This window comes from Bacillus sp. FJAT-50079 (genome assembly GCF_018343515.1).
Lineage (GTDB): Bacteria > Bacillota > Bacilli > Bacillales > Bacillaceae_C > Lederbergia.
In genome coordinates this window covers 637525-664487 of record NZ_JAGYPD010000002.1, presented here as the reverse complement: position 1 = coordinate 664487, position 26963 = coordinate 637525, and the positions used below count along the sequence as shown (strand labels likewise).

At 39.2% G+C, this 26963-nt stretch carries 22 protein-coding genes; 20 read left to right on the top strand and 2 right to left on the bottom strand.

The annotated features are described in order from the left end of the window. Window positions 1-61 precede the first annotated feature (61 nt). From KHA95_RS07170 to KHA95_RS07100, 15 genes are all read left to right on the top strand, one after another. Complete coding sequence (locus tag KHA95_RS07170; RefSeq protein WP_481748415.1) at window positions 62-1165, top strand: glycoside hydrolase family 88/105 protein; 1104 nt, start codon at window positions 62-64, stop codon at window positions 1163-1165. Between the two features lie 3 nt (window positions 1166-1168). Beyond that, on the top strand, window positions 1169-2473 hold the full coding sequence (locus tag KHA95_RS07165; protein ID WP_213136938.1) for a Gfo/Idh/MocA family protein: 1305 nt from the start codon (window positions 1169-1171) through the stop codon (window positions 2471-2473). A gap of 24 nt (window positions 2474-2497) precedes the next feature. Beyond that, window positions 2498-3154 (top strand): YesL family protein, encoded by a 657-nt coding sequence (locus KHA95_RS07160; RefSeq protein ID WP_213136791.1) that lies wholly within the window; start codon window positions 2498-2500, stop codon window positions 3152-3154. Window positions 3155-3181: 27 nt separating this feature from the next. After that, window positions 3182-3502, top strand: coding sequence for a cupin domain-containing protein (locus KHA95_RS07155; protein ID WP_213136790.1), 321 nt, complete (start codon window positions 3182-3184; stop codon window positions 3500-3502). A 158-nt stretch (window positions 3503-3660) separates the two neighbouring features. Further along, window positions 3661-5730, top strand: coding sequence for a bifunctional aldolase/short-chain dehydrogenase (locus KHA95_RS07150; RefSeq protein ID WP_213136789.1), 2070 nt, complete (start codon window positions 3661-3663; stop codon window positions 5728-5730). A gap of 15 nt (window positions 5731-5745) precedes the next feature. Beyond that, on the top strand, window positions 5746-7167 hold the full coding sequence (rhaB, locus tag KHA95_RS07145) for a rhamnulokinase (RefSeq protein WP_213136788.1): 1422 nt from the start codon (window positions 5746-5748) through the stop codon (window positions 7165-7167). Next, window positions 7164-8420, top strand: coding sequence for an L-rhamnose isomerase (gene rhaA / locus KHA95_RS07140; RefSeq protein WP_213136787.1), 1257 nt, complete (start codon window positions 7164-7166; stop codon window positions 8418-8420). The genes rhaB and rhaA overlap by 4 nt, the downstream gene beginning before the upstream one ends. Window positions 8421-8456: 36 nt before the next feature. After that, window positions 8457-9215 carry a DeoR/GlpR family DNA-binding transcription regulator gene (locus KHA95_RS07135; RefSeq protein ID WP_213136786.1) on the top strand — a complete coding sequence of 253 codons (759 nt, stop codon included), beginning with the start codon at window positions 8457-8459 and terminating at the stop codon, window positions 9213-9215. A 13-nt stretch (window positions 9216-9228) separates the two neighbouring features. Continuing rightward, the gene (locus tag KHA95_RS07130; RefSeq protein ID WP_213136785.1) at window positions 9229-9921 is read left to right on the top strand and encodes a rhamnogalacturonan acetylesterase; all 693 of its coding nucleotides are present in this window, start codon (window positions 9229-9231) and stop codon (window positions 9919-9921) included. After that, a complete protein-coding gene (locus tag KHA95_RS07125; protein WP_213136784.1) occupies window positions 9918-11900 on the top strand; it encodes a beta-galactosidase in 1983 nt (660 codons plus the stop codon). Before KHA95_RS07130 ends, KHA95_RS07125 begins: the two co-directional genes overlap by 4 nt. A gap of 183 nt (window positions 11901-12083) precedes the next feature. Beyond that, window positions 12084-13169, top strand: a complete 1086-nt coding sequence (gene bglB / locus KHA95_RS07120) for a beta-galactosidase BglB (RefSeq protein WP_213136783.1) — start codon at window positions 12084-12086, stop codon at window positions 13167-13169. Between the two features lie 14 nt (window positions 13170-13183). Continuing rightward, window positions 13184-13498, top strand: coding sequence for an L-rhamnose mutarotase (gene rhaM / locus KHA95_RS07115; protein ID WP_213136782.1), 315 nt, complete (start codon window positions 13184-13186; stop codon window positions 13496-13498). 111 nt (window positions 13499-13609) lie between these two features. Further along, window positions 13610-14446, top strand: a complete 837-nt coding sequence (locus tag KHA95_RS07110; protein WP_213136781.1) for a sugar phosphate isomerase/epimerase family protein — start codon at window positions 13610-13612, stop codon at window positions 14444-14446. Between the two features lie 170 nt (window positions 14447-14616). Then, a complete protein-coding gene (locus KHA95_RS07105; protein WP_213136780.1) occupies window positions 14617-15258 on the top strand; it encodes a hypothetical protein in 642 nt (213 codons plus the stop codon). Window positions 15259-15338: 80 nt separating this feature from the next. Continuing rightward, window positions 15339-16007: a YesL family protein gene (locus KHA95_RS07100; protein WP_213136779.1), complete on the top strand. Its 669-nt coding sequence runs from the start codon at window positions 15339-15341 to the stop codon at window positions 16005-16007. A 724-nt stretch (window positions 16008-16731) separates the two neighbouring features. Here KHA95_RS07100 and KHA95_RS07095 read toward each other — a convergent pair. Further along, window positions 16732-17901 carry an ROK family transcriptional regulator gene (locus KHA95_RS07095; protein ID WP_213136778.1) on the bottom strand — a complete coding sequence of 390 codons (1170 nt, stop codon included), beginning with the start codon at window positions 17899-17901 and terminating at the stop codon, window positions 16732-16734. Between the two features lie 153 nt (window positions 17902-18054). Between KHA95_RS07095 and xylA the strand changes: the two genes are divergently transcribed. The 3 genes from xylA (at window position 18055) to KHA95_RS07080 (ending at window position 22566) form a co-directional block, all read left to right on the top strand. After that, complete coding sequence (gene xylA, locus KHA95_RS07090; RefSeq protein ID WP_213136777.1) at window positions 18055-19383, top strand: xylose isomerase; 1329 nt, start codon at window positions 18055-18057, stop codon at window positions 19381-19383. A 73-nt stretch (window positions 19384-19456) separates the two neighbouring features. Then, on the top strand, window positions 19457-20956 hold the full coding sequence (gene xylB / locus KHA95_RS07085) for a xylulokinase (RefSeq protein WP_213136776.1): 1500 nt from the start codon (window positions 19457-19459) through the stop codon (window positions 20954-20956). A 233-nt stretch (window positions 20957-21189) separates the two neighbouring features. Continuing rightward, window positions 21190-22566 carry a VWA domain-containing protein gene (locus KHA95_RS07080; protein WP_213136775.1) on the top strand — a complete coding sequence of 459 codons (1377 nt, stop codon included), beginning with the start codon at window positions 21190-21192 and terminating at the stop codon, window positions 22564-22566. Window positions 22567-22675: 109 nt separating this feature from the next. Here KHA95_RS07080 and KHA95_RS07075 read toward each other — a convergent pair whose 3' ends face one another. Continuing rightward, window positions 22676-23110, bottom strand: coding sequence for an SACOL1771 family peroxiredoxin (locus KHA95_RS07075; RefSeq protein ID WP_213136774.1), 435 nt, complete (start codon window positions 23108-23110; stop codon window positions 22676-22678). A gap of 67 nt (window positions 23111-23177) precedes the next feature. Here KHA95_RS07075 and KHA95_RS07070 point away from each other — a divergent pair, with 67 nt between their 5' ends. After that, complete coding sequence (locus KHA95_RS07070) at window positions 23178-24230, top strand: M42 family metallopeptidase (protein ID WP_213136773.1); 1053 nt, start codon at window positions 23178-23180, stop codon at window positions 24228-24230. 1146 nt (window positions 24231-25376) lie between these two features. Continuing rightward, window positions 25377-26960, top strand: coding sequence for a peptide chain release factor 3 (locus tag KHA95_RS07065; protein ID WP_213136772.1), 1584 nt, complete (start codon window positions 25377-25379; stop codon window positions 26958-26960). Window positions 26961-26963: the final 3 nt, after the last annotated feature.

Genomic DNA, 26963 nt, shown 5'->3' with positions numbered 1-26963 from the left:
AGAACTACTGGTAACGCTTTCAGTGAAAAAATTATTTTCTTTCGAAAGGATGTACATGACTTTGACGAATCAAACTGAAACGAAAACACCTTTATATTGGGCTCAAAAAACATGTGATACATTAATGGGAAGATTTACAGCACCGGAATTACCTCCTGCTAGCCGTTGGCATTATCATCAAGGTGTTTTTTTATGTGGGATGGATTTAGTTTATAACGAAACGAATGATCAAAAATACTTTGATTATTACAAAGCGTATGTTGATCATCTCATTGATGAAAATGGCAATTTCCTTTTTGCTAGAGATGAGCTTGATTCAATTCAAGCAGGATTATTATTATTCCCTCTTTACAAAGCAACAGGGGAAAAGAAATACCAAATTGCGGCTGAAAAACTACGCGACTTATTTAATACGCTTAATCTTACAAGTGAAGGCGGATTTTGGCATAAGGATAAATATCCTTACCAAATGTGGCTAGATGGTTTATACATGGGTGGACCATTTGCTTTGCATTATGCTAATGATTTTAATGAACCAGAGTTGATTGATATGGTCATCCACCAAGAAAAATTAATGAGAAAACATACTGTCAATGAGGAAAATGGACTTTATCACCATGGTTGGGATGAGAAAGCTGTACAACCGTGGTCATTACCGAATGGAAAAGCTCCGGAGATTTGGGGACGTGCGCTTGGTTGGTACGGGCTTGCTGTCATTGATATGATTGATCTATTGCCTGAAGATCATCCACAAAAAGCAGATTGGATTACATTTATTCAAGACTATGTGACGAATCTAGTAAAATACCAAGATAAAGAAACCGGATTATGGTATCAAATTATCGATAAAATTGACCGTGAAGATAATTGGCTTGAAACTTCTGCATCGAGCTTATTCGTTTACGTCATTGCCAAAGCAGTGTCAAAGAACTATGTCGGCAAAGAATTTGCGAAGTATGCAGAACATGGATTTAACGGAATCATCGAGCATAAAGTGGAAGAGTCTGAATCAGGTGACATTACGCTTAAAGATATTGTGATCGGTACATCGATCGGAGTATATGATTATTACATTACACGTGAGCGCAGTGAAAACGATTTGCACGGAGCAGGTGCGTTTATCATGGCCTGTATGGAAATGGAAAAGCTTGTTGGGGGAGAATAAATGATGAAAACATTTGCGATATGCGGGGTTAGTAACCGCGCAATGAGTATGTTCATCCAACCACTTGTAACAGAGTTTTCTGAGAGGAATCAAATTGTAGGTCTATTGGATAGCGATTTGCGTCGAATTGATATTTGTAAGGAGCGATTTCCAGAGCTTGCTGCTGCCAATAGCTATAAAGACGGCCAATTTGAACAAATGATTCAGGAAACAAAGCCAGATGCGATCATCGTTGTAAGTAGGGATGACACGCATATCGACTATATATTAAAGGCTCTTGCCAAAGATATTGACGTCATCACGGAAAAACCGATGGTTACAACATCTAAAGATGCCGTGAAAGTTCTCGAAGCAGAGAAGAAGAGTAAAGGAAAAGTAACAGTCGCATTTAATTACCGGTATAGCCCATACCATCGTAAAATTAAAGAGATGGTTTTAGAAGGGAAAATCGGACGCGTTACATCTGTCGACCTGAACTGGTATATTGACACATATCATGGAGCTAGTTATTTTAAGCGTTGGAATCGCCAGCGGGAATTTTCCGGAGGGCTGTCCATCCATAAATCCACTCACCATTTTGATTTAGTCAATTGGTGGATTGATCAATATCCAGAGGAAGTTTTTTCTTATGGTGCATTAAATTATTATGGACCAGACGGGGAATTAAATCCGGATCCGTCAACAGATAATCGTTATTGTGGAACATGCCATGTACAAAATGATTGTGATTATTATATGAGATGGAATCCACGGACACTTCAGTCAGCGGTAAAAGATGATCATATTAAAATGGATGAAATGAATGATAAGCAATACACAGGCTATCGTCCTGATCAGTGCATCTTTGATTCAGAGATTAATATAGAAGATACGTATACAGCTACTGTTAAATATAATAAAGGTGCATTATTAAGCTATTCTATTAATTTTTCGGTTCCATACGAGGGCTATCGCTTAGCAATTAATGGAACAAAAGGAAGAATTGAAACACAGGAATGGCATGCGCCAAGCCGTGTGCCGTTTGAAGTACCTGAACAGACGATTGATTATTATCCATTATTTGGTTCGAAAGAAATCATTCATGTCGTGCAAACACCAGGAGGGCATGGTGGAGGGGACCCGATCTTACTTAATGACATCTTCTTAGGTGTGGATCCTCGTCGGAATTATGAAATTTTAGCAGGGGCAGAAGCGGGTGCATACACGATCGCCGTTGGTGAAGGTGTTTGGAAGTCCGCAAAAGAAAACCGCCCGATTAAGATTGAGGAATTATTAAACGCAGAACAAAAAAACATTATTCAGCAATAAGCTTTGCCAAGGAGGTTCGATCGTATGAAATTTGGAGGATTTGATGGACTATTTTTTCGCAGCTGTGAATTTATTTCACGGATTGCTTACGCAAATGTCCTATGGTTTTTATTTACTGTTCTTGGGCTTGGGGTTTTTGGAATCGCACCGGCAACGGTTGCCCTTTATTCGATCAATCGAAAATGGGTAATGGGAGAAACAGACGTTCCAATATTCCAAACGTTTTGGAACGTATATAAAAAGGAATTTCTTAAGGCGAATCTCCTTGGTTTCCTTTTAGCTTTAGTTGGCTTTATTTTATATGTAGACTTGGCATATTTACCAACCGCCGGTATATTGTATACAGTTGTTCGCTATGCGATTATTGCTATTAGTTTTGTTTATCTCGTTGTTTTGCTTTACATTTTTCCAGTCTACGTTCATTTTAATGGCAGCTTGAAAACATACTTTAAGTATGCAGCGGTCTTTGGTCTATCATATCCTCTCTTTACATTTATGATGATCATTGGCGCGATGCTCCTATACACTGGGTTAAGCCTTCTTCCAGGTTTAATTCCGTTCTTTAGCTTATGTTTACTTGCATACATGATTATGTGGATCGCACTACAAGTTTTTGCAAGAGTAGAAAATAAAGCGGTAAAAAATGAACAGCGCTTGGAACTCGTTAACGAGGACGCGTAAAATCCGACTAAATAAGGGTGATTGACAATGGGGAAAATTGGACAATGGGAAAATGCCGAGCCTGGAGTAAAACGAAATATTATCAATGCCGGAAATGAATTAATGATGATGGAAGTTCATTTTGAGAAAAATGCACAGGGCTATGAGCATTCACATGTTCATGAACAAATGTCTTATTGTTTATTAGGGAAAATGGCCTTTTATATCGATGGAGTGGAAACGATTCTTAAAAAAGGCGATAGTATTTTTATTCCTAGCAATGCGAAACATTCGGTAACAGCCCTTGAAGCTTCTGCGATTTTGGATGTGTTTACCCCAATTAGGGAAGATTTATTAGATAGAGAATGAACAAATAATACTGCTATTTATCCGTTGGATAGGTGGCAGTATTTTTTTATTTGTGATTTTTTTGAAAATATCTATTCAAAAATAAACAGAAGTGTTGTATGATTAAATTAAAGATAAACAAAGAAAAACAAACATAAATAAAATTAGGAGGAATTTCAATGGTTCAAAACTTATGGGATTCAGAAAAAGCATCTACGCTACCGATGGGAGTCGAACAATTGGTGTATCGATCAAATTTGCTAGGTACGGATCGAACGGTTTGTAACTGGGGTGGCGGAAATACATCAATGAAAACGACGGAAAAGGATTTTCGCGGCAGAGAGGTTGAAGTCATGTGGGTGAAAGGGAGTGGTTCAGATTTAGCAACTATGAAAGCGCATAACTTTACTGGGCTAAATTTAGACGACATTCGGCCATTGATAGAGCGTGATGAGATGAGCGACGAAGAAATGGTTGCTTATTTAGGACATTGTATGATTGATAGTAAACATCCAAGGGCATCGATTGAAACGCTTCTTCATGCGTTTTTACCATATAAACATGTTGATCATACACATCCAGATGCGATCATTCGCATTTGCTGCGCTGATAATGGAAAGCAAATTGCAGAGGAGCTGTTTGGCAATCGCTTTGTTTGGGTTCCATATGTACGTCCAGGCTTTACATTATCGAAAATGATCGCAGAAGGAGTGAAAAATAATCCGAATGCAGAACTTGTTCTAATGGAAAAGCATGGACTTGTTACATGGGGAGACACTTCCGAAGAAAGCTATCATAAAACAATTGAGATTATTAATGAAGCAGAACAATATATTGCTAAAAAAATAGATGCGACGGTTTCCTTCGGTGGTCAAAAATATGAATCGTTGAAAACAGAAGAGGCTGAGGAGATTTTAGCAAAAGTGATGCCTGTTATTCGCGGGAGTGTAAGCGATCAAAAGAAGATGATCATCACATTTGATCGTGGTGAAGATGTATTGGAGTTTGTGAATAGTGAAAATGCGCCAAGTTTATCGCAAATTGGAGCGGCCTGTCCGGATCATCTCGTCCATACAAAACGAGTACCGCTTTATATTGATTGGGATCCAGCAACAAATGACGTGGAAGCACTGATTGAAAAAATTAAAGCAGGCGTTGCCAGCTTTAAACAAGAATATGAAGCCTATTTCGATCGCAATAAACATGAAGGAGATAAAATGTTTGAAGCGGCACCACGAGTGATTTTAATTCCAGGAATCGGCATGATTAATACAGGAAAAGATTTTAATAATTCAAAAGTAAGCGGTGCTTTATACCATCGGGCGATCGCTGTGATGAAAGGTTCAACTGCATTAGGTGAATTTGTTAGCTTAAGTGAAAATGAATCGTACAATGTTGAGTATTGGCCACTTGAGCTATACAAATTGACGCTGGCACCTGCGGAAGCGGAATTTTCTCGCAAGATTGCGTTTGTAACAGGTGGAGCGGGTGGAATTGGCAGTGAAACATGCCGTCGCCTCGTATCTGAAGGCGCACACGTCATTGTCGCTGATTTAAATATTGAAGGTGCAGAGAAAACGGCAGCGGAGATTAATGAAACATACGGTGCGAATCGAGCGTTTGCAGTGAAAATGGACGTGACGAAAGAAGACGAGGTACAAGCAGCATTTGAAAAAGCAGCTCTTCAATATGGAGGCGTTGATATTATCGTTAATAATGCTGGCTTAGCTACATCAAGTCCGTTTGATGAAACTTCTTTGAATGAATGGAATTTGAATATGAATGTACTTGGAACAGGCTATTTCCTCGTAGCCCGAGAAGCATTTAAACAAATGAAAGCGCAAGGCGTCGGAGGAAATATGATTTTTGTCGGATCGAAAAACTCGATTTACGCTGGAAAAAATGCAGCAGCATATAGTTCAGTGAAGGCGCTTGAAACCCATTTAGCAAGATGTATTGCCGCAGAAGGTGGAGAATACGGTATTCGTGTGAATTCTGTCCTTCCGGATGCGGTATTACAAGGATCAGCAATTTGGGGATCGAGCTGGAAAGAGGAAAGAGCAGCCGCATATGGGATTAAGCCAGAACAATTAGATGAACATTATCGTAAAAGAACAACATTGCTCGTAAATATTTTCCCGAATGATATTGCGGAAGCAATTGCTTTCTTTGCCTCTTCCAAAGCAGAAAAAACAACTGGGTGCATGATCACTGTTGACGGTGGTGTCCCTGCGGCATTTACTAGATAAAGGTAGGTGTTACGATTGACCGAGCATTATTTAGCGGTTGATATTGGCGCTTCAAGTGGAAGAGTCCTCGCCGGTGAAGTACAAAATGGAAAAATAACAATTCAAGAATTACATCGGTTTGAAAACCGACTTATTCAGAAAGATAAACAACTTTGCTGGGATATCGAGCATTTATTTAACGAAATCAAACAAGGGATTCATAAAAGCAAGCAAGCTGGCATGAGTCCCGCCAGCATTGGCATTGACACATGGGCAGTAGATTTTGTATTACTCGATGAAAATGACGAGCTTTTAACAGATGCGGTTGCCTATCGTGATCGCAGAACGGATGGCATGATGGAAGAAGTATTTCAGCTGATCGGTAAAAAAGAATTATATGAAAGAACAGGCATTCAGTTTCAAAAATTTAATACGATTTTTCAATTGTATTCGTTAAAAAAAAATCACCCTGAACTGCTTAAAAGAGCAAAGACGTTTTTAATGATTCCGGATTATTTAAACTTTTTGCTGACTGGAAAAAAAGCGAATGAATATACGAATGCGACAACGACGCAGTTAATGAAGGCAGACGAGCAAAACTGGGATCAATCATTATTAAAAAACCTTGGAATTAACGTTGAAATGTTTCAGGAAATCAAAAGTCCAAAATCGATTTTAGGGCAATTACGACCAGAATTGCAAGAAGAGTTTGGCTTCGATCTAGAAGTCATTCTTCCTGCAACCCATGACACAGGCTCAGCGGTCGCTGCTGTTCCGGAAGAGGAAGATACGATCTATATTAGCTCAGGAACTTGGTCATTAATTGGTGTGGAAAATCAATTTCCCATAACAAAGCAAAATTCGTATGTGAGTAATTTTACGAACGAAGGTGGAGTGGAAGGGACGTATCGCTTTTTAAAAAATATTATGGGGCTATGGATGATCCAAGAAGTAAGGAGAAATTACCAAAAAAAATACTCATTCAGTGAGCTTGTTCAAATGGCGAAGGAAGCGAGCCATTTTACATCGATTGTGAACGTGAATGATGATCGCTATTTACTACCCCATCATATGATCGAAGAAATAAGGAATGAATGCCGTGAAACGAAACAGGCGATTCCGATAACCCCAGGGGAAGTTGCTCGAACCGTTTTTATGAGCTTAGCTGAAAGCTATAAACAAGCGGTTGAAGAAATTGAAGCAATCACAGGGAGAAGATTTTCTAAGATCAATGTGATTGGTGGCGGAAGTCAAAACGAATATTTAAATCAGTTAATCGCGAACGTAACCCAAAAAGAAGTGTATGCCGGACCGATCGAAGCGACTGCCATTGGTAATCTATCTCTTCAATTGATGGCGCTTAAAAAGGTGAACAATCTTCTCGAAGCTAGACAAATGATCCGGCGATCCTTTGCAATTCAAACATATATTTCAATGGAAGGACGAGATATGAAGTGAATATACAAGAAAGCTATCAGTATGCAAAGCAAGTATATGAAAAATGGGGGATTAATGTAGACGAAGTATTGGAAACGCTTAAACGAGTGCCGATTTCTATTCATTGTTGGCAAGGCGATGATATCACTGGCTTTGAAGTGAATGCAAGCGAGCTTTCCGGCGGGATTGATGTAACAGGAAATTATCCTGGTAAGGCAAGGAATCCAGAAGAGCTCCGCCAAGATCTTGAAAAGGCATTGTCATTAATTCCTGGACAACATCGCATCAATTTACATGCAATTTATGCTGAGACGAATGGAGAAGTAGTCGAAAGGGATAAACTTGAACCAAAGCATTTTGAACATTGGGTGAAGTGGGCGAAGGAACATGGACTTGGGCTTGATTTTAACCCGACATTGTTTTCTCATCCGAAGGCTGAGGATGGATTAACGCTTTCCCATCCGAATCCAGAAATCCGCGAGTTTTGGGTGAATCATTGTATTGCAAGCAGAAAGATCGGCGAATATTTTGGAAAGGAGCTAAATACTCCTTGTCTTACGAATATTTGGATTCCTGATGGATTTAAAGATATGCCGAGCGATCGCCTGACACCGCGAAAAAGATTGAAAGAATCACTTGATCAAATTTTTGCAGTAGATGTTGATGAGAATTATCATATTGATGCGATTGAAAGCAAATTATTTGGCATTGGTTCAGAATCATTCGTCGTTGGTTCACATGAATTTTATTATGGATATGCTCTAAAAAATAATAAACTATGCTTACTAGATACAGGACATTTCCATCCAACCGAAACGGTTTCAAATAAGATTTCGTCCATGCTATTATATAGTGATAAGCTTGCCTTACACGTATCGCGACCTGTTCGTTGGGATAGTGACCATGTTGTCGCCCTCGATGACGAACTTCGTGAAATTGCCCTAGAAATTGTTCGCAATGATGCGCTTGATAAAGTGATGATCGGACTTGATTTCTTTGATGCGAGCATCAATCGGGTTGCGGCATGGACAATTGGGACAAGAAATATGATTAAAGCATTACTATATGCTCTATTAACACCAAATGATTATATGAAAAAATTACAAGATGAAAGTAAATTTACGGAAAGACTTGCTTTGATAGAAGAATTTAAAACATACCCATTTGGAGCAATTTGGGATTATTATTGTGAGCAACAAGGGGTACCTGTAAGGGAAAATTGGTTAGAACAGATTCGAACGTACGAACAAGAAGAATTATTAAAACGAAATTAGGGCTTGGACAACCATGCCCCAAAAGGTGTGAAAAAGATGCTTGCGGCAGAAAGACATAGAAAGATAGTGGAATTAGTAAATGAAAGATCAAGCATAAGGGTTTCTGAGTTAAGTAAGGCCTTTTCTGTAACGGAAGAGACGATTCGAAGAGATCTTGAAAAGTTAGAGAAGGCCCAGCAACTACGGCGAAGTCATGGCGGTGCAGTAAGCATCGTTAAAGATCAACAAGAGCTTCCATATACGGAAAGAGAAATTATGAATGCGCAGGAAAAGAAACGGATTGCGCTCGAAGCAGTGAAATATATTGAAATGGGTGACCAAATCGTTCTTGATGCAAGTACGACGGCTTGGTATATGGCACGAGAATTACCGAATATGCCCTTAACGGTATTGACGAATTCGATGAAAGTAGCTACTGAATTGAGTGTAAAAGACCAAGTAAAGGTCATTTCAACAGGCGGTATGCTGCTTGCCAAATCGCTTTCCTTTGGCGGACCATTGGCAGAGCGTTCACTTGAAGCGTACCATGTCGATAAAGCTTTTATATCGTGCAAAGGTGTTGATGCAGAAAAAGGCTTAAGCGATTCAAATGAATGGCAAGCGCTCGTCAAAAAGAAAATGATCGATATTGCAACAACAACCATTCTGCTTGTGGATTCAAGTAAATTTGGCCTTCAAACGTTTATGCATATTGCAAAATTACATGAGATCGATACGATTATCTCTGATACAAATATTGAGCGTAACCATTATGAGGCAATGGTGGATCAAAATGTACCGATTATCCTCGTTTAGGAGTGTTTAGCTAATGAGTACTAGCGGAAATGTCTCTATTTTTATTGCGGGTGATTCAACAGCCGCTACATATGTAGCTGATCGAGCACCAATGGCAGGATGGGGACAGATGTTTCAAGCTTTTTTTTATGAAAATGTCAGCGTTCATAATTATGCGAAAAATGGCGCTAGCACAAACACGTTTATCGCTGAAGGCAGACTTCAAACTATTTTAGAGTTCATCCAAGCGGGCGATTATTTATTCATCCAATTCGGTCATAATGACCAGAAACCAAGAGGAACAGAGGCGGCTACGACTTATAAACAAAACCTAGCAACATATATTAATGAGGCACGGGCGAAAGGAGCGATTCCAATCTTACTCACCTCAGTAAATCGAAGAAAATTTGATGAACTAGGGAGGCTCGTGCATACGCTAGGAGATTATCCGCAAGCAACGCGAGAAATCGCATGTGAAATGGATGTTCCATGCATCGACCTATTGGAAAAAACGAAACGGTTATACGAGTCGCTTGGTGCCGAAGGCTCCAGGTCATTATTTACTATGTTTGAACGTGGAGAGCATCCGAATTATCCAGAAGGAATTGAAGACAATACTCATTTTTGTGAAACGGGTGCTTTGCAAGTTGCGGCGTTAGTCATTGAAGGAATCAAAGAATCGATTCCTCAGCTAGCGACCTTTTTATATGAGGAGGTTTCCCTATGAGCAAAAAGCTATATCATGGAGCGGCATATTACCCAGAATTATGGGATAAGGCAATAATTGAAGAAGATATAAGAATGATGAAGGAAACGGGTATAAATGTTGTAAGAATAGGGGAATTTGCCTGGGCGAAAATGGAGCCTGAAGAAGGAAAAATTGATCTTCACTTTTTTGAGAGCGTTATCAATAAACTTTACGAACATGGAATTGAAACGGTGATGTGTACCCCGACACCGACGCCGCCGATTTGGATGTCACATCAACACCCTGAGAGAATGTATCGTGATGGCCATAATCAAATAATGGTTCACGGGTCTAGACAACATATATGTACAAACAATCGTTATTTTAGGGAAAGAGCAGCCATCATTACCGAGCAAATTGCTAAATCCGTTGGAAAGCTCCCAGGAGTGATTGGATGGCAACTAGATAATGAGTTTAAGTGTCATGTAGCTGAATGCATGTGTGATACGTGCAATCAATTATGGCATGAATGGCTTGAACAACGCTATGGAACGATTGATGCGCTGAACGAGGCTTGGGGGACACAAATTTGGAGTCAGCTTTATCAGTCCTTTGATCAAGTTCCCCAGCCAGACCCAGCACCATTTTTACATAATGCCTCATTAAAAACGATGTATCAGCTTTTTTCCATGGATAAAATTGCTGAGTTTGCCGATGAGCAAGCGGTGATTATTCGGAAATATTCACATGCTCCGATTACCCATAATAGTACTACGATGTTTTCCGTAGATAATGAAAGATTATTCGAATCATTGGATTTTGCTTCATTTGATACGTATGCAACACAGGAAAATGCCCATGCGTATTTATTTAACTGTGACATATGGCGAAATTTGAAAAAGGATAGACCATTTTGGGTAATGGAAACGAGTCCGTCACATGCTGCTTCATTAGCAAGCTATGCTTCTCCGCATCAGGATGGCTATTTACGGGCGGAGGCGGTAGCTGCCTATGCACTAGGCGGTGAAGGATTTTGTTATTGGTTATGGCGCCAGCAAAGAACCGGATGTGAGCTACCACATGGATCTGTACTTAGTGCATGGGGAAAACCGACGGTCGGCTATAAAAATGTGTTAGAAGTGGAAAAAGCAAGAAAAGCAATCGAACCGATCATGCTCGAATCAACTGCAAGTCAAGCAGATGTGGCATTAACGTATTCGGATCGTGCAAAAGTATTTATGAAAACAGAACCACATGAAGGATTACAATATAAAGCACTTGTGAATGAATATTATCGGCAGTTGCTAGAAACAGGGATTCATCGCGACCTCATTCCAGAGGGTGCTGAATTAACAGGATATAAAGTATTGTTTACTCCTTTTATTCATTATTTATCGAAGGAATATATTGAACGTGCCCAAGAGTTTGTGGAAAACGGCGGCATTTGGATAATTGGACCATTAACTGGAGGAAGAACGGAGCATCATACAATTCATACGGATGCTGCACTCGGTCTATTAGATGAAATAGCCGGTGTTGAATCATTATTTACTTTTCCAATGGACGGAACGGGTTCGAACGGCAAAGCTTTTGCAACTTCGGCCCCACTCGGATTATGGTCCACGGTATTTCAGCCGCTTGAAGCAAAAACAATCGGTGAAGTAGAATCAGGCATCGCCGCTGGAAAGGCTTTTATTACAGAATGTGTTAGAGGTAAAGGAAAAATTGTTATGCTAGGCTCATTGCCAATGGAGGAAGCTGGAGAGAAGTTATTACAAAAGTTATTTGTTCATTATGCAAAAGAAGCGAATGTTGATCTTATGACAGATGTATCCAAAGGGACAATTGTTGCCCCAAGGGAGGGTAACGGCAAAAGAATCTGGGTAATTGTCAATATGAATGGAGAAGGCGGTACAGTTACACTACCTGATGCTGCAGTTGATGTGATAACGAATCAGTCTGTACATCGTGGAATGCTTGAAGTAAAGCCGTATGAGTATCGAATTTTGCAATTTTAAAATTGTTATTTTCTATTAGTTGACTAGAGCGGAAGGCGGCTCCAGCGGGAGATGCGGTAAACGTGAGACGCCACATCGTATGGCAATGGCTTCGTGACCAACATCTGTTGGCCCGAGGCTCATCGCACGCCGCGTCCGCCTGAAGCGGAAGTCAATACCTACATTGAAAAGGAGAGACATCAAATGCAAAGGCAAAAAATTGAAGCGACAATTGAATTGCTTATCAACAATCTAGTTAATTTGAATGATCCAGATGGCAAATATGCAATCCCGCTTGCAGATGGGAGATTCATAGATAACAAAAGCTTTCATTATTGGGAATGGACAGCAGGCGTTGGACTTTATGGCATGATGAAATATTATAAATTAACAAAGAATGAAAACGTGTTGGCGATGATCATTGATTGGTTTGAACGCCAATTCCAAGAACCTCCTGTTGAGAAAAATGTAAATACGATGGTACAAATGTTAACATTAGCGTATTTATACGAGGAGACGAACAATCCTACGTATTTGCCCTATTTAGAAACGTGGGGTGATTGGCTTTATCATGATATGCCAAGAACAAAGGATGGAGGATTTCAACATATCGTTTTTGGGTCGGAAAATAATGGGCAGCTATGGGATGACACATTAATGATGAGTGTGCTGCCGTTGGCAAAAATCGGTCTTTTGCTTAATAAGCAAGAATATGTAGAGGAAGCAAAAAGGCAATTTATCATTCATATTAAATATTTATTCGATAAAAAAACGGGATTATGGTTTCATGGCTGGACATTTGAAGGAAATCATAATTTTGCTGAAGCTTTATGGGGGCGAGGGAATGCATGGATAACGATTGCGATTCCTGAGTTTTTAGATTTAGTTGACCTTCATGAGGATGATGCTGTTCGTCAAGTACTCGTTGACACACTTGATCGTCAGCTAGAAGCACTTGAAAAATGTCAAAATGAAAATGGGTTATGGCATACATTATTACTAGATCCAACATCGTATGTAGAAGCCTCTTGTACAGCAGGCTTTGGCTTTGGAACATTAAAGGCAGTTCGCCAACGTTATGTAAGTACAAATTATTTGCCAATGGGCATGAAAGCGGTCCAAGCTGTAATTGACAATATTAATGAAATAGGAGAGCTTCAGCATGTTTCCGCAGGAACCGCGATGGGTGAAACATTGGAGTTTTATAAAGAAATTCCCGTTACAGCTATGCCTTATGGACAATCGATGGCGATTCTTGCATTAGTCGAGTATTTATACTTCAATATTTAAAGGGAGAGGCAAACATGATTCGAAAAGCTTCGATTATGTATGTTCATAAACATGCATATGAAGAATATGAAAAGCGCCATAATGAACTTTGGCCAGAAATGGCTGCTGAATTAAAAGCACATGGCGCACATCATTACTCGATTTTTTTAGATGAAAAAACAGGACAGCTATTCGCTTATGTTGAAATTGAAAGCGAAGAAAAATGGGAACGAATGGCTGAAACAGATGTATGTCAAAGATGGTGGAAATATATGGCGCCATTAATGAAGACAAATGAGGATCATAGTCCAGTTTCATTAGCTCTTAAACAAGTATTTTATTTGAATTAATGACAATCCCGTGCCATGTGTCCTTTTCGGGGCTCATGGCATTTGTATATGATATAATGTAAGCGGATTACAGATTGATAGAAGTAGCGATATAAAGAAAGGTGATAAAAGTTGAATTTAGGAATTAGAGCACATGATATTTCAAATCGTCCACTGGAAGAGCTTGTTGAGGAAGTAGCTAGTAAAGGATTATCGGCTGTGCAGCTAGCACTTGGGAAATCGTTTCCAGATTTAAATACGAGCCTAGGCAGTTTATCGCCAGGTTTTGCTCATCATATTGGAAAAGCATTTCGAAAGCATGACATTCAAATTGCCGTACTAGGTTGTTACATAAATATGATTCACCCTGATTTGGAGGAGCGTCAAAAAGCACTTGATCGCTTTAAAGAGCATATCCGCTATGCAAGAGATTTCGGATGCAGCATTGTCGGAACAGAGACTGGAAATGTAAATGCCAAAATGGGTTACACGGTTGATAACTTTCATGAAAAACCATTCCTTGATGTTGTCGAAAGTGTAAAGGAGCTTGTTGCTGAAGCGGAAAAATTCGGTGTCATTGTCGGAATTGAAGCAGGCGTGAATCATCCTTTATACACACCAAAACTAATGAGAAGATTGTTAGACCTTGTTGACTCGAATAATTTACAAGTTATTTTCGATCCAGTGAATTTACTTACTGCCGAAACGTATGAAAATCAAGAGGGAATTATCGAAGAGGCGATTGATCTATTCGGCGATCGAATTGCAATCGTTCACGCCAAAGATTTCGTTATCGAAAATGGTAAGCTTGAATTTACTGCGGTCGGTAAAGGCCTATTAAACTATGATTTCGTGATGAAGTTAATTAAGCCAATCAAGCCTCAAATTAATTTCTTGATGGAAAGCACAACAGAACCGTACATCGATGATAGTATTGCATTTTTACGAGAAAAATATGAAAATGCGTAAATGACAAAATAGACTCAAAAGATCGTCGAATGACGGCTCCTTTGAGTCTATATTTTGTTATTTAGTAGAATTTTCATCTTTTCTAAAAATAGCATCTGTCTATGAGCTGAAATATAGGCTAAAATAGAGTTAGATCATTGTTTAAAAAGCATAAGAAAGTAGTGGAATGAATGAAGAAAAGCTTAAAAGAGATTTTGGCACCAATGAGTGGAAAAGAAAGAGTAAACTATATATGGCATTATTATAAATTCCATATGATCGGCGTCATTGTATTAGTTGTAATCGCTTCAACGACGATAAATGGAATCATTAATAAAAAGGATGTCATGCTGAATATTATGATCGTCGGGGAAAAAATGGACACGGCAAAAATTGAGGATATAACGGAGAAGATAAATGTCGAACTTCTAAATGAGAAAGAACGGGATAAGTATGAGATTAGCATTCAAGCTGTTCCTTTCTCTACAACTAACATCGACCCACAAATGCAAGTAGGATTGCAGAAAATGGCAGCTGAACTTGCCGGAGGATTTATTGATGTATTACTCGTCGAGAAAAGCTTCTTCGATGAAATGAATCTCGAAGGGAATCTTTTGGATATTAAAGAGCTAAGCGGAGCACAAGCATTGCCTTATCAAGATGATCAAATATATATGTCAGAAGATGAAAGAGTAACGGGAATTCATGCCTCAGCGATAAAATTATTTGAAAACGCAATTTATGATGAGAATGTTGTATTATGCATACCAGGAAATACGAAAAATGAAGCAAATGTTTCAACCTTCCTATCCTATATGGTAGAAGAAAAATAGAATGTGTTTTGTCAGAATGTGCTGAAAATAAGGATAGTAATATAGTATAATGGACTAATCACAATCTAGGGGGCATCATCATGCAAATGGGTGGCATCATGGGAGGATTTTATCGAATATCCGAATGGATTTGGCGCTTTTTCTATATTAATATATTATGGCTTGTATTCCTTATTCCTGGATTAATTGTTTTCGGATTTTTTCCGTCGACGGCAGCGATGTTCGCCGTCATGCGCAAATGGGTAAGAGGAGAGCCTGATATTCCAGTTTTTAAAACGTTTTGGGCTTCATATAAAAAAGAATTTATTAAAAGTAATCTATTAGGGCTTATTATTGTGTTGATCGTTTATGTACTTTATATTGATTTCCAATTTATTAAATCAAGCCCAAGTGATTTTGTCCGATTTTTTCATCTCCCACTCGTTTCCGTGTTATTTATTTTTGGACTTGTTCTGATGTATTTATTTCCTGTTTTTGTTCATTACGATGTACGGCTGTTTCAAGTGTTTAAAAATTCGTTTTTTATAATGATCATGTTTCCATTCGTCACAATTATGATGGGAGTAGCTTGTTTTGCTGTTTATTTTATTATGATGAAAATACCAGGACTAATCCCTGTGTTTGGAGTGAGTATCTACGCCTACGCAATCTCCTGGGGAGCGAACCTGGCATTTACAAAACTAGAATTGCGTGAGGAAGAAAGCAAGGAGAAGATGGAAAGTGAAGAACTAGGAAAAAACGAGGCATAAATTGTAACCAATTCCAATAAGGGGGAGACAATTAAATTAGAGTAGTGATTAGCAGACTATTTCCCGTAGCGATTTAGTCTGTTTTTTCTTTATGTACAATACCAAATATATTTAAAAATGAAGGGAGCAAGAACGGAAACGTCTCTGCATTAAGTGAGATTGATAAAAGACAATAAATAGAACATATTTATTGTAGGACCAGATACAAATGAAGTTTTAAATATTTTTTCGAAAAATGATATATCAATGATTACTGGAAATCACGATGAGGCTATTTTAGCTAACTCAAAATTCCTATCATCTTATGAATTTCTAAAAGTTCCAGATGGGGAATTTATATTGAAAGTATTTCACGGAAATGAGTTAAGATTTTACATTATTTAAGTCAATGACTTTTGAACAGAAGCATCCTTAGTTGATTGGAGTGAAGGGAGACGACCTGAGGGATTGAGAGAGTGATAGGTGAGGTCCCGCAAGGCGCAAAGCGACCAAGGAGGCTCACCGGCACGCCCCCCGGAAAGCGTTCGCCTGGAACGGAAATCAACGGAGTAAAAATTTTGTTAAACGATTTAACAAACCAAAATAAAGAAGTATAAAATCCTTATTTAAAGCGGGGCGTGTAACTTTTTTACTGTTTTATTAAGACATCAAATTTAAATGAGTGAGTGCCGAATACAAAATCAACAATCCATCATTTTCAGCGCCTTCCGTAAACCGCCTCTTTTTAAATGATCGCCATTCTTTCCCTTAAAAAGCTTTCAAATGAAAATGCCGCCATTCCAAGGGCCGTAGCCGGAAATGAAGGGGTGGAAAAAGTAATTTGAATATGATTCATATGTGAAGTAAGTGCATGCTTTTGAACATATTCTTGAATAATCGGCTCCATCCATTGTTTAGCGGCAGAAAGTCGATTGCCAATAATGAGTTGCTGCGGGTTCATTGCATGAATGATATTCACGATGCCAACGCCTAAATAATTGGCTGTTTGCTCGAACAATTCGATGATTTTCGGATCATTTTGTTTTGCACTATCAATTAAGTGATCAAGAAAATGATCATCAATCATTAATTGAGTGGGATTTTTTCGCTGAAGATATTGTTCAGATGCATACAATTCCCAACAACCGATATTGCCACATCTGCAAGTTTCTCCATTTACATCGATGGTCATATGACCAAATTCTCCTGAAAAGCCACTAACTCCTTTATAAAGCTCTCCATTAATAATAATACCTGTTCCGATCCCAATTCCACTACTAATATAGACGAGATTTTCAATATCCTTGCCTGAACCAAATACTTTCTCCCCATATGCGCCGGCATTCGCTTCATTTTCAACGATAACAGGAATGTCAAAAGCCGCTTCAATTTCTTTTCGAATCGAAGAGTTTTTCCAGCCGAGGTTTGGCGCCAGTAAGACGGCGCTATCCTTATCAATTAAGCCGGGTACACCAATGCCAATTCCAGTAATTCCGTACGGAGTTGGTGGGGCGCTTTCTTTTAATTTACGAATATGTTCTTTCACGATATCCATCGTTTGTTCAATCGAAGAGGATGTATATGCATTAGAATGCTCCATGATCATTGTGCCACTTAAATCGGTTAATACGGCATGAATATAATTAACTCCGAGATCAATCCCAATTGAATGACCAGCTGCATGATTGAACGTTAGCATGACAGGACGCCTGCCACCGCTTGAAACACCAGGGCCTTTCTCAAGCACGAGCTGTTCCTCCAATAATTCGGCAACTAACGATGATACGGTTCCTTTATTCAAGCCAGAACGTTGAGCAATATCGGCTCGAGAGATTTCCTCATGATTTCGAATGATTTGCAAGACGAGCGTTTTATTTTCTTTTTTCACAACCTGTTGATTCCATGTGACATTCATGATTTTCTACTCCTTATATATGTATGAACTTATTATCCAATATTTTATCATAAAAATAAACTTTGTTTATCCAATGGACAAAGAAAGTTTTGTTGTGGTATACTTTTTTCAGACAATGAAAACGTCATCAAAAATTATGAGGAGGCATTCATTATGGCTTATTTTGAAAATGTGAGTAAAATTCAATATGAAGGTGCACGTTCTAAAAATCCGTTTGCGTTTAAGTATTATAATCCAGAGGAAATTGTAAATGGACAAACAATGGAGGAGCTTTTACGATTTTCCGTTGCTTACTGGCATACATTTACTGCGAATGGAACTGATCCTTTCGGAGTTGGAACAATGTTGCGTCCGTGGGACAAATACCAAGGTATGGATTTAGCAAAAGCACGTGTTGAGGCTGCATTCGAGTTATTCGAAAAATTAAATGTTCCATTTTTCTGTTTCCACGATTCTGATATTGCTCCTGAAGCAGATACGTTGAAAGAGACGTATGAAAATCTTGATGTGATTACAGCAATGATCAAAGATTATATGAAAGATAGTAAAACGAAATTGCTTTGGAACACAGCAAATATGTTTACGCATCCAAGATACGTTCACGGTGCAGCGACATCAAGCAATGCAGATGTATATGCATTCGCAGCAGCAAAGGTGAAAAAAGGATTGGAAACAGCGAAAGAGCTTGGCGCAGAAAACTATGTATTCTGGGGTGGACGTGAAGGCTACGAAACGCTATTAAATACAGATATGAAGCTAGAACAAGATAACTTAGCACGCTTCTTCCATATGGCTGTTGATTATGCAAAAGAAATTGGTTTTGATGGTCCATTCTTAATTGAACCAAAGCCGAAAGAGCCGACAAAACATCAATATGATTTTGATGTTGCAACTGGAATCGCTTTCCTAAAGAGCTACGGTCTTGACGAGCATTTTAAATTTAATATTGAAGCGAACCATGCTACGCTAGCGGGGCATACATTTGAACATGAGCTGCGTGTCGCTAGAATCAATGGCATGCTTGGATCGGTTGATGCGAACCAAGGGGATACATTGCTTGGCTGGGATACTGATGAATTCCCGACAGACTTGTATTCTACAACTCTAGCAATGTATGAAATTTTACAAAACGGTGGACTAGGAAAAGGTGGACTAAACTTTGATGCAAAAGTGCGCAGAGGTTCGTTTGAGCCTGAAGATTTATTCCACGCACATATTGCTGGAATGGACAGCTTTGCAATTGGCCTAAAAGTAGCGCATAAATTACTTGAAGACCGCGTATTAGAAGATTTCATTGCTGAAAGATACAAAAGCTTCACTGAAGGTATTGGTCTTGATATTGTGGAAGGACGTACAGATTTCCATAAGCTTGAAGCGTATGCATTGCAATTAGGAGAAATTAAAAATATTTCCGGTAGACAAGAGCGTCTAAAAGCAATTGTAAATCAATATTTATTAGAAACATTAGCGAATCAAGGTTAATGATCATCATGTGCTGGGAACGTTCATCTTTCCAGCACCTTTTTTCCATTATTCTAAAAGAAGGTGAGCATTTGTGAAATATGTAATTGGAGTCGACCTAGGGACAAGTGCGGTAAAAATTTTACTTATGAATCAAAAAGGAGAGGTTTGCCAGGAGGTCTCTAAATCATACCCGCTCATTCAAGAAAAATCGGGATATAGTGAACAAAATCCAGAGGAATGGGTAGAGAAAACGATCGCTGGTTTAGCAGAGCTTGTTGATCAATTTGAAGGTAATATTGAAGCCATCGAAGGGATGAGTTTTTCTGGACAGATGCACGGTTTAGTGCTGCTTGATCACGATCATCAAGTGTTAAGAAATGCGATTCTTTGGAATGATACGAGAACGACGAAGCAATGCAGAGAGATTGAAAGAGTCGTCGGCAAAGAGAAACTGCTGGAGATTACTAAAAATCCGGCATTAGAAGGATTTACTTTACCAAAGCTGCTTTGGGTGAAAGAACATGAGCCGGAAGTGTTTGAAAAATCGGCGATCTTTTTGTTACCAAAGGATTACTTGCGCTACCGTTTAACAGGGCTTTTGCATAGTGAATATTCAGATGCGGCTGGCACGCTGCTGCTTGATGTAGCAGGGAAAAAGTGGAGCAAGGATATGTGTGAGCTGCTCGGTATCAATATTGAACTTTGTCCGCCACTCGTTGCATCTCATGAACAGACTGGAACGATTACGAATGAAATAGCAGAACAAACGGGATTGTTTAAAACAGTCAAAGTGTTTGCGGGTGGAGCAGATAATGCTTGTGGTGCGATTGGATCAGGGATTCTATCTGAAGGAAATACGATGTGCAGCATTGGCACGTCTGGTGTTGTTCTTTCCTATGAAGCGAGAGGCGATCAAGATTTTGCCGGTAAAGTCCATTATTTCAACCATGGTGAAGCGGATGGATTTTATACGATGGGGGTTACGTTAGCAGCTGGATATAGTTTAAGCTGGTTTAAGGATGTCTTTGCAGAAGAAATTGATTTCGATACGTTACTTGAAGGAATCGAAGATGTACCAGTGGGGGCGAATGGTTTACTTTTCACCCCGTATCTAGTAGGAGAGAGAACGCCACATGCAGATTCCGCGATTCGTGCAAGCTTTATCGGCATGGATGCTTCTCATGAACGAAAAGATTTTGTCCGTGCTGTTCTAGAAGGAATTACGTTCTCATTAAATGAGTCGATCGAAATTTTCAGAGAAAACGGTAAGAATATTGATACAGTTGTATCGATTGGCGGCGGTGCAAAAAATGAGCATTGGCTGCAAATGCAAGCTGATATTTTTAACGTGAAAATTGTTAAGCTTGCAAGTGAGCAAGGACCTGGAATGGGGGCTGCGATGCTTGCGGCATTTGGCTCTGGCTGGTTTGCTTCATTGCAGGAATGTGCAGACGCCTTCCTTTCGATTACGGAATCGTATAAACCAAATGAGGAAAATGTTCAAAAATATAAGCAATTATTCAAGTTATATCAAGATGTGTACAAATCTACGAAGCAACTAAATGAGGAGTTGCTTGTGTATAGAAAATAATGACACAGTGTCCAAAAGTCTGAGAAATTGACATTTTGGACACTTTTGTTTGTTCATGTATATTGATTGACGCTTTAGATACTTCACTTTCTGGGGGCGGGTAGCAAGATTTAAAATTCGATGGACTAGTTATATAGATATAGGAGAAACCGCATGAAATAGGAATTTCGACACCTTCAAGGAGAAAGGAAATTGAGATATGATGAGGAAAAAGTGATTGAAGGAGAGTCGAATTGAATAAACGTTTATTTGGGATCATCATCATGTTAATTTTACTCGCAGCATGTTCATCAAAAGACAATGAATCAGTTAAGTCTGAGGCAGAGCCTTCTGAACAAAAAGAAACTGAAGAAATACAGGAAGAAACAGGGTATGAGCCAAAAGAAATTAAGTATTATGAGATACATAATGCAAATCGTGAATTAACGGATATAGAAAAGGAATTATTGCGCTATCCGGGCATTTATAGTGGTGACCAGTATGACGAAAATAAGGTGAATGAAGCACTTGAACAATTACCAGATGATTTAACGAAAGAACAGTACTTGGAAGAAATGATCTATTTGCTATCCGAAGATTATCATGAAGAAATGGAAACTCTTGTGAGCTTTGATTCCAGTGTCGAGGTGAACATTGACCGACCTGATGAAACGGTAAATTCACCAACATTAAAAACCGCCCATTATGCTATTTTAATTGATGCGAGTGGGAGTATGAAGGCGGCATCTGGTAATAAGACAAGGATGGAGGCTGCCAAAGCAGCTGTTATGGAGTTTGCTGAACAAGTGCCCGAAGATGCGACCATTTCTATGCGTGTCTATGGTCATAAAGGAAGCGGAAGCGATGCGGATAAACAATTATCGTGCAGCAGTTCGGAGAATCTTTATAATGGCAATTTTGACAAGCAAGAGTTTCAGCAATCACTTGATCAAGTAAAACCAGCGGGTTGGACGCCGATCGCTCTTGGCTTGGAGACAGTGAAAGAAGACATCCCTGAGGGTGCCGATGATGTCGTTGTCTATGTTGTTAGTGATGGAATCGAAACATGTGACGGTGACCCAGTAAAAGCGGCTGAAGAGTTAGTTGCAGCAGATATTGAGACTGTTGTGAATATTATCGGCTTTGACGTAGATGATGATGCAGGACAGAAACTGCTGAAAGAAGTGGCGACAGCGGGTAAGGGAGAATTTACTTACGTGAATTCAGAACTCGATCTAAAAAAATATATGAGAGCACAATATGAGGAAATCCAGGAAAAATGGCTGGAATGGAAAGAAGAAGGAAAATCAAAGGCCTTCGAAATTAAAGAAGAAAAGAAAGAATTAGCTTTTAGTACAAAAGAAAGTATGAAAGAAAAAAGCAACCGAGAAAAGGAACGAATGAAAACCGCCCAAAACTATTTAAAGGAACGATTCAAAGATCATGGTCATCCAGTCTTTCAAATGTTTTCGATGATCGTTGACTATAGTGATGCAAAATGGCGATATGCTGTTGATACAGGGAATCAAGCTTGGAGAGAAAGCGTCGATAGCGGTAACCAACAATGGAGGGACTACGTCGACGAGGGCAATAAAAAGATTAACGAGACAATTGATAAAAAAAATCAATGATTACCTAAAAGCGATGGAACAGCATTTAATGTTCCATCGCTTTTTTAGAGGTTTATAAAAATCACATATAGGGAGAAAATAATTGTTTGAAAATGCCTTTAATAAAAATTTAGCTATAAATTTGAGGTTCAAGCCCAATCACAACATTACCGGCAAGCGCTCGCGAGATCATACAACTTGATTCCGCTTTTTTTGCCAACACTGCTGCCTTTTTCTCATCTGCTTTCTCAACCAATTGTAGAGTGGGACGGTGAATAATCTCTTTATATGTAATGACGCCGTTTTCGACTTCTACAATCCCTTCAGATTGCATTGTTAGTGTCTTGACGGGAATCGATGCACGCTCAAGCATCGCCGCAAGTGTAATAATGTAACAAGTGGCAGCAGCCCCGAGCAGCATTTCATCTGGGTTTGTTCCAACTCCAGGCCCATCCATCTCTGGTGGAATCGACACTTCTGTTTTTAAATTTCCTGCATCGATCGTTCCGACGCTATTTCTTCCGCCTGGCCATTTTGCCTCTAATAAAAATGAATGTTTTTGCAATGAAAAATTCACCTCACATGTTATGATGATTTCAAGAAAAAATAAATGTACGAAAGGGTGTCCACTTATGAAGTATACAACACATTTGAAGGAAATTGTCATGTTAATCAAAGAGCTCGTTTCGATACCGAGTCCCACTGGCAATACAAATAAGGTCATCGAATTTTGTGCGCAATATTTGAAAGGGCTTAACATTGAAATGAAAAGGAATCACAAAGGTGGACTGCTCATTACGATCCCTGGAAAAAATAATGAAAAACACCGAATGCTTACTGCACATGTCGATACATTAGGAGCAATGGTAAAAGAAATTAAACCGAACGGACGATTGAAGCTTTCGATGATTGGCGGCTTTCGTTGGAATGCGGTCGAAGGAGAGTACTGTACGATTGAAACGGAAACGGGCCATACGTATTCGGGCACGATTTTAATGAAGCAAACGTCTGTCCACGTTTATAAAGACGCCGGTGAGGCAAAAAGAAATGACGAAAATATCGAAGTTCGGATTGATGAAAAGACAACGAATGCAGAGGAAACGAGGATGTTAGGCATTAATGTTGGCGACTTTGTCTCTTTTGACCCGCGCGTTCAATTGACTGCGAGTGGTTTTATTAAATCACGTCACCTTGATGATAAGGCGAGTACGGCGATCTTGCTGCGAATCATTAAATGGATTCAGGAGGAAGGAATTGAGCTTCCATATACGACTCATTTTTTAATTTCAAATAATGAAGAAATTGGTTATGGGGGCAACTCTAATATTCCAACTGAAACGGTTGAGTATGTCGCAGTTGATATGGGAGCGATTGGGGAAGGTCAATCATCCGATGAATACACCGTCTCCATTTGTGCGAAAGACTCAAGTGGACCTTACCATTATGGTTTGCGTAAGCATTTCGTCAATTTAGCAAGGGAAAATAAGATCGATTATCGCGTTGATATTTATCCATATTACGGTTCAGATGCATCCGCCGCGATTAAAGCAGGGCATGATATTGTTCATGGCCTGATCGGACCTGGGATTGAATCATCACATGCATTTGAAAGAACACATGAATCATCTTTAATGAATACAGAAAAATTATTAATCGCTTATATCCAATCTCCATTAGTCATTTGATGTATGCGTTAGGAAAATACAAACTAGTTATTAGCTTGTAGGAATTTAAATAATTTACGTCTAGATTTTGAAGCCGATAGTTCAAGAGCAGCAAATTTAAGAGGTTTCTGTTAATAATCTAATTTAAGGGGCAGTTTTTTGCCACTGATCAAAATCTAGTTTCTTTGGCAAGTTCTAATGTCCATGTACAAGTCGTTAAATCGTAAAAGCGTCGATTAGGTGAGTTCTAATGTCCAAGTACATGGCATTTAATCGTAAAAGCGTCGATTAGGCGAGTTCTAATGTCCAAGTACATGGCGTTAAATCGTAAAAGAGTCGATTAGGTGAGTTCTAATGTCCAAGTACAAGGCGTTAAATCGTGAAAGAGTCGATTAGGCGAGTTCTAATGTCCATTTACATGGCGTTAAATCGTAAAAGAGTCGATTAGGTGAGTTCTAATGTCCAAGTACAAGGCGTTAAATCGTAAAAGAGTCGATTAGGCAAGTTCTAATGGCCAGATACATGGCGTTAAATCGTAAAAGAGTCGATTAGGTGAGTTCTAATGTCCAAGTACATGGCATTTCATCGTAAAAGAGTCGATTAGGCGAGTTCTAATGTCCAAGTACATGGCGTTAAATCGTAAAAGAGTCGATTAGGTGAGTTCTAATGTCCAAGTACATGGCGTTAAATCGTAAAAGAGTCGATTAGGCAAGTTCTAATGTCCAAGTACATGGCGTTAAATCGTAAAAGAGTCGATTAGGCAAGTTCTAATGTCCAAGTACATAGCGTTAAATCGTAAAAGAGTCGATTAGGCGAGTTCTAATGTCCATGCACATGGCATTTAACGAAATTAAGTCCATTAGGCGCATGTTCTAATGGACAGCTCCCTAACATTTATCGAAATCGGGTCTCTTAGGCATCTTCTAATCCTCAGCTTTAAGGCATTTAATCGCAATCAAGTCTATAAGGCCGAATCTAATCGCTTGCATTCCGGAGATTAACCGAAATCATGTCCATAAGGAAGAGCTTTGCCGTTCGAGCTTCTTAGTCGTCTAAGCTAGACAGATTCATTGCCCGCTATATAAGGATCTATACATTTTTTTATTGCTATCGAACACATCTAGGAATATGATAGAAAAAGACTGAAAGATGGAAGGAATATGAGTGATGGCACAAACATTAAAAACAGAAGTGGAATCAAGACGAACGTTTGCAATTATTTCCCACCCCGACGCGGGGAAGACGACGATTACGGAAAAGCTGCTTTTATTTGGTGGAGCGATTCGTGATGCAGGAACAGTCAAAGGGAAAAAAACAGGAAAATATGCAACGTCCGATTGGATGGAAATTGAAAAGCAGCGGGGGATTTCAGTTACATCTTCCGTAATGCAATTTGATTTTGATGGATATCGAATCAATATTCTCGATACGCCGGGACATCAAGACTTCAGTGAGGATACGTATCGAACGTTAATGGCTGTTGATAGCGCGGTGATGATTATTGATTCAGCCAAAGGGATTGAAGAACAAACATTGAAGTTATTCAAGGTTTGTAAAATGAGGGGTATTCCTATTTTTACCTTTATTAATAAATTGGACAGGCAAGGAAGACCGCCATTGGATTTGCTTGCTGAGCTTGAAGAAGTGTTAGGGATTGAATCATATCCCATGAATTGGCCGATTGGAATGGGAAAAGAATTTTATGGAATTTATGATCGCCATCATCGACGAATTGAGCAATTCCGAGTGGAGGAAGAAAATCGTTTCTTAGCACTTGATGATGACGGTGAAATCGTTGGGGATCATTCGTTAAAAGAATCGGCTTTATACACACAGGCATTAGAGGAAATTTTGCTTTTAGATGAGGCGGGCAATCAGTTTTCCGAAGAAAAAATCAATAATGGCATGTTGACGCCTGTATTTTTTGGAAGTGCCTTAACGAATTTTGGAGTTCAAACTTTTTTGGAAACGTACTTAGAGTTTGCACCCGCGCCACAGCCGCGACAAGCGAGTGATGGAGAAATTGATCCTGCGGCTGAAGAATTTTCTGGATTTATTTTTAAAATTCAAGCGAATATGAATCCCGCTCACCGCGATCGGATTGCCTTTTTACGAATTTGCTCGGGGGCGTTTGAACGGGGAATGAGTGTAACGCTTGCTCGAACAGGAAAACAGATGAAGCTTTCGCAATCGACTCAATTTTTAGCTGATGACCGGACGACTGTCAATGCGGCAGTTAGCGGAGATATTATTGGATTGTACGACACAGGAACATATCAAATTGGTGACACATTATTTGCTGGGAAAGATAACATTCAGTTTGAAAAACTGCCCCAGTTTACTCCCGAATTATTCGTCAGGGTCTCGCCGAAAAACGTGATGAAACAAAAAAGCTTTCATAAAGGTGTACAACAGCTTGTGCAAGAAGGAGCGATTCAGCTTTATAAAACATATCGAATGGAAGATTATATTTTAGGGGCAGTCGGGCAGCTTCAGTTTGAAGTATTTGAGCATCGAATGAAAAATGAATACAATTCTGAAGTGTCGATGGAAGCAATTGGATCAAAAATAGCGAGATGGATTGAAAATGATAAATTTGATGAATCATTATCGAGCCAACGCAGTCAGCTTGTGAAGGACCGTTACGATCAGCCATTATTTCTGTTTGAAAATGAATTTGCCCTCCGTTGGTTTCAGCAGAAACACCCAGAAATCAACCTAAGTAACCCGATGGATGCAGAAGCGGAATAAAAT

What these genes read in the sequence shown, in the direction of transcription:
- KHA95_RS07130 (WP_213136785.1), top strand. Translation starts at nt 9,229, where the DNA reads ATGAGTACTAGCGGAAATGTCTCTATTTTTATTGCGGGTGATTCAACA.
- KHA95_RS07105 (WP_213136780.1), top strand. Translation starts at nt 14,617, where the DNA reads ATGAAGAAAAGCTTAAAAGAGATTTTGGCACCAATGAGTGGAAAAGAA.
- KHA95_RS07135 (WP_213136786.1), top strand. Translation starts at nt 8,457, where the DNA reads ATGCTTGCGGCAGAAAGACATAGAAAGATAGTGGAATTAGTAAATGAA.
- KHA95_RS07160 (WP_213136791.1), top strand. Translation starts at nt 2,498, where the DNA reads ATGAAATTTGGAGGATTTGATGGACTATTTTTTCGCAGCTGTGAATTT.
- KHA95_RS07155 (WP_213136790.1), top strand. Translation starts at nt 3,182, where the DNA reads ATGGGGAAAATTGGACAATGGGAAAATGCCGAGCCTGGAGTAAAACGA.
- KHA95_RS07070 (WP_213136773.1), top strand. Translation starts at nt 23,178, where the DNA reads ATGAAGTATACAACACATTTGAAGGAAATTGTCATGTTAATCAAAGAG.
- KHA95_RS07150 (WP_213136789.1), top strand. Translation starts at nt 3,661, where the DNA reads ATGGTTCAAAACTTATGGGATTCAGAAAAAGCATCTACGCTACCGATG.
- KHA95_RS07165 (WP_213136938.1), top strand. Translation starts at nt 1,169, where the DNA reads ATGAAAACATTTGCGATATGCGGGGTTAGTAACCGCGCAATGAGTATG.
- KHA95_RS07100 (WP_213136779.1), top strand. Translation starts at nt 15,339, where the DNA reads ATGCAAATGGGTGGCATCATGGGAGGATTTTATCGAATATCCGAATGG.
- bglB (WP_213136783.1), top strand. Translation starts at nt 12,084, where the DNA reads ATGCAAAGGCAAAAAATTGAAGCGACAATTGAATTGCTTATCAACAAT.
- KHA95_RS07095 (WP_213136778.1), bottom strand. Translation starts at nt 17,901, where the DNA reads ATGAATGTCACATGGAATCAACAGGTTGTGAAAAAAGAAAATAAAACG.
- xylA (WP_213136777.1), top strand. Translation starts at nt 18,055, where the DNA reads ATGGCTTATTTTGAAAATGTGAGTAAAATTCAATATGAAGGTGCACGT.
- KHA95_RS07125 (WP_213136784.1), top strand. Translation starts at nt 9,918, where the DNA reads ATGAGCAAAAAGCTATATCATGGAGCGGCATATTACCCAGAATTATGG.
- rhaM (WP_213136782.1), top strand. Translation starts at nt 13,184, where the DNA reads ATGATTCGAAAAGCTTCGATTATGTATGTTCATAAACATGCATATGAA.
- KHA95_RS07065 (WP_213136772.1), top strand. Translation starts at nt 25,377, where the DNA reads ATGGCACAAACATTAAAAACAGAAGTGGAATCAAGACGAACGTTTGCA.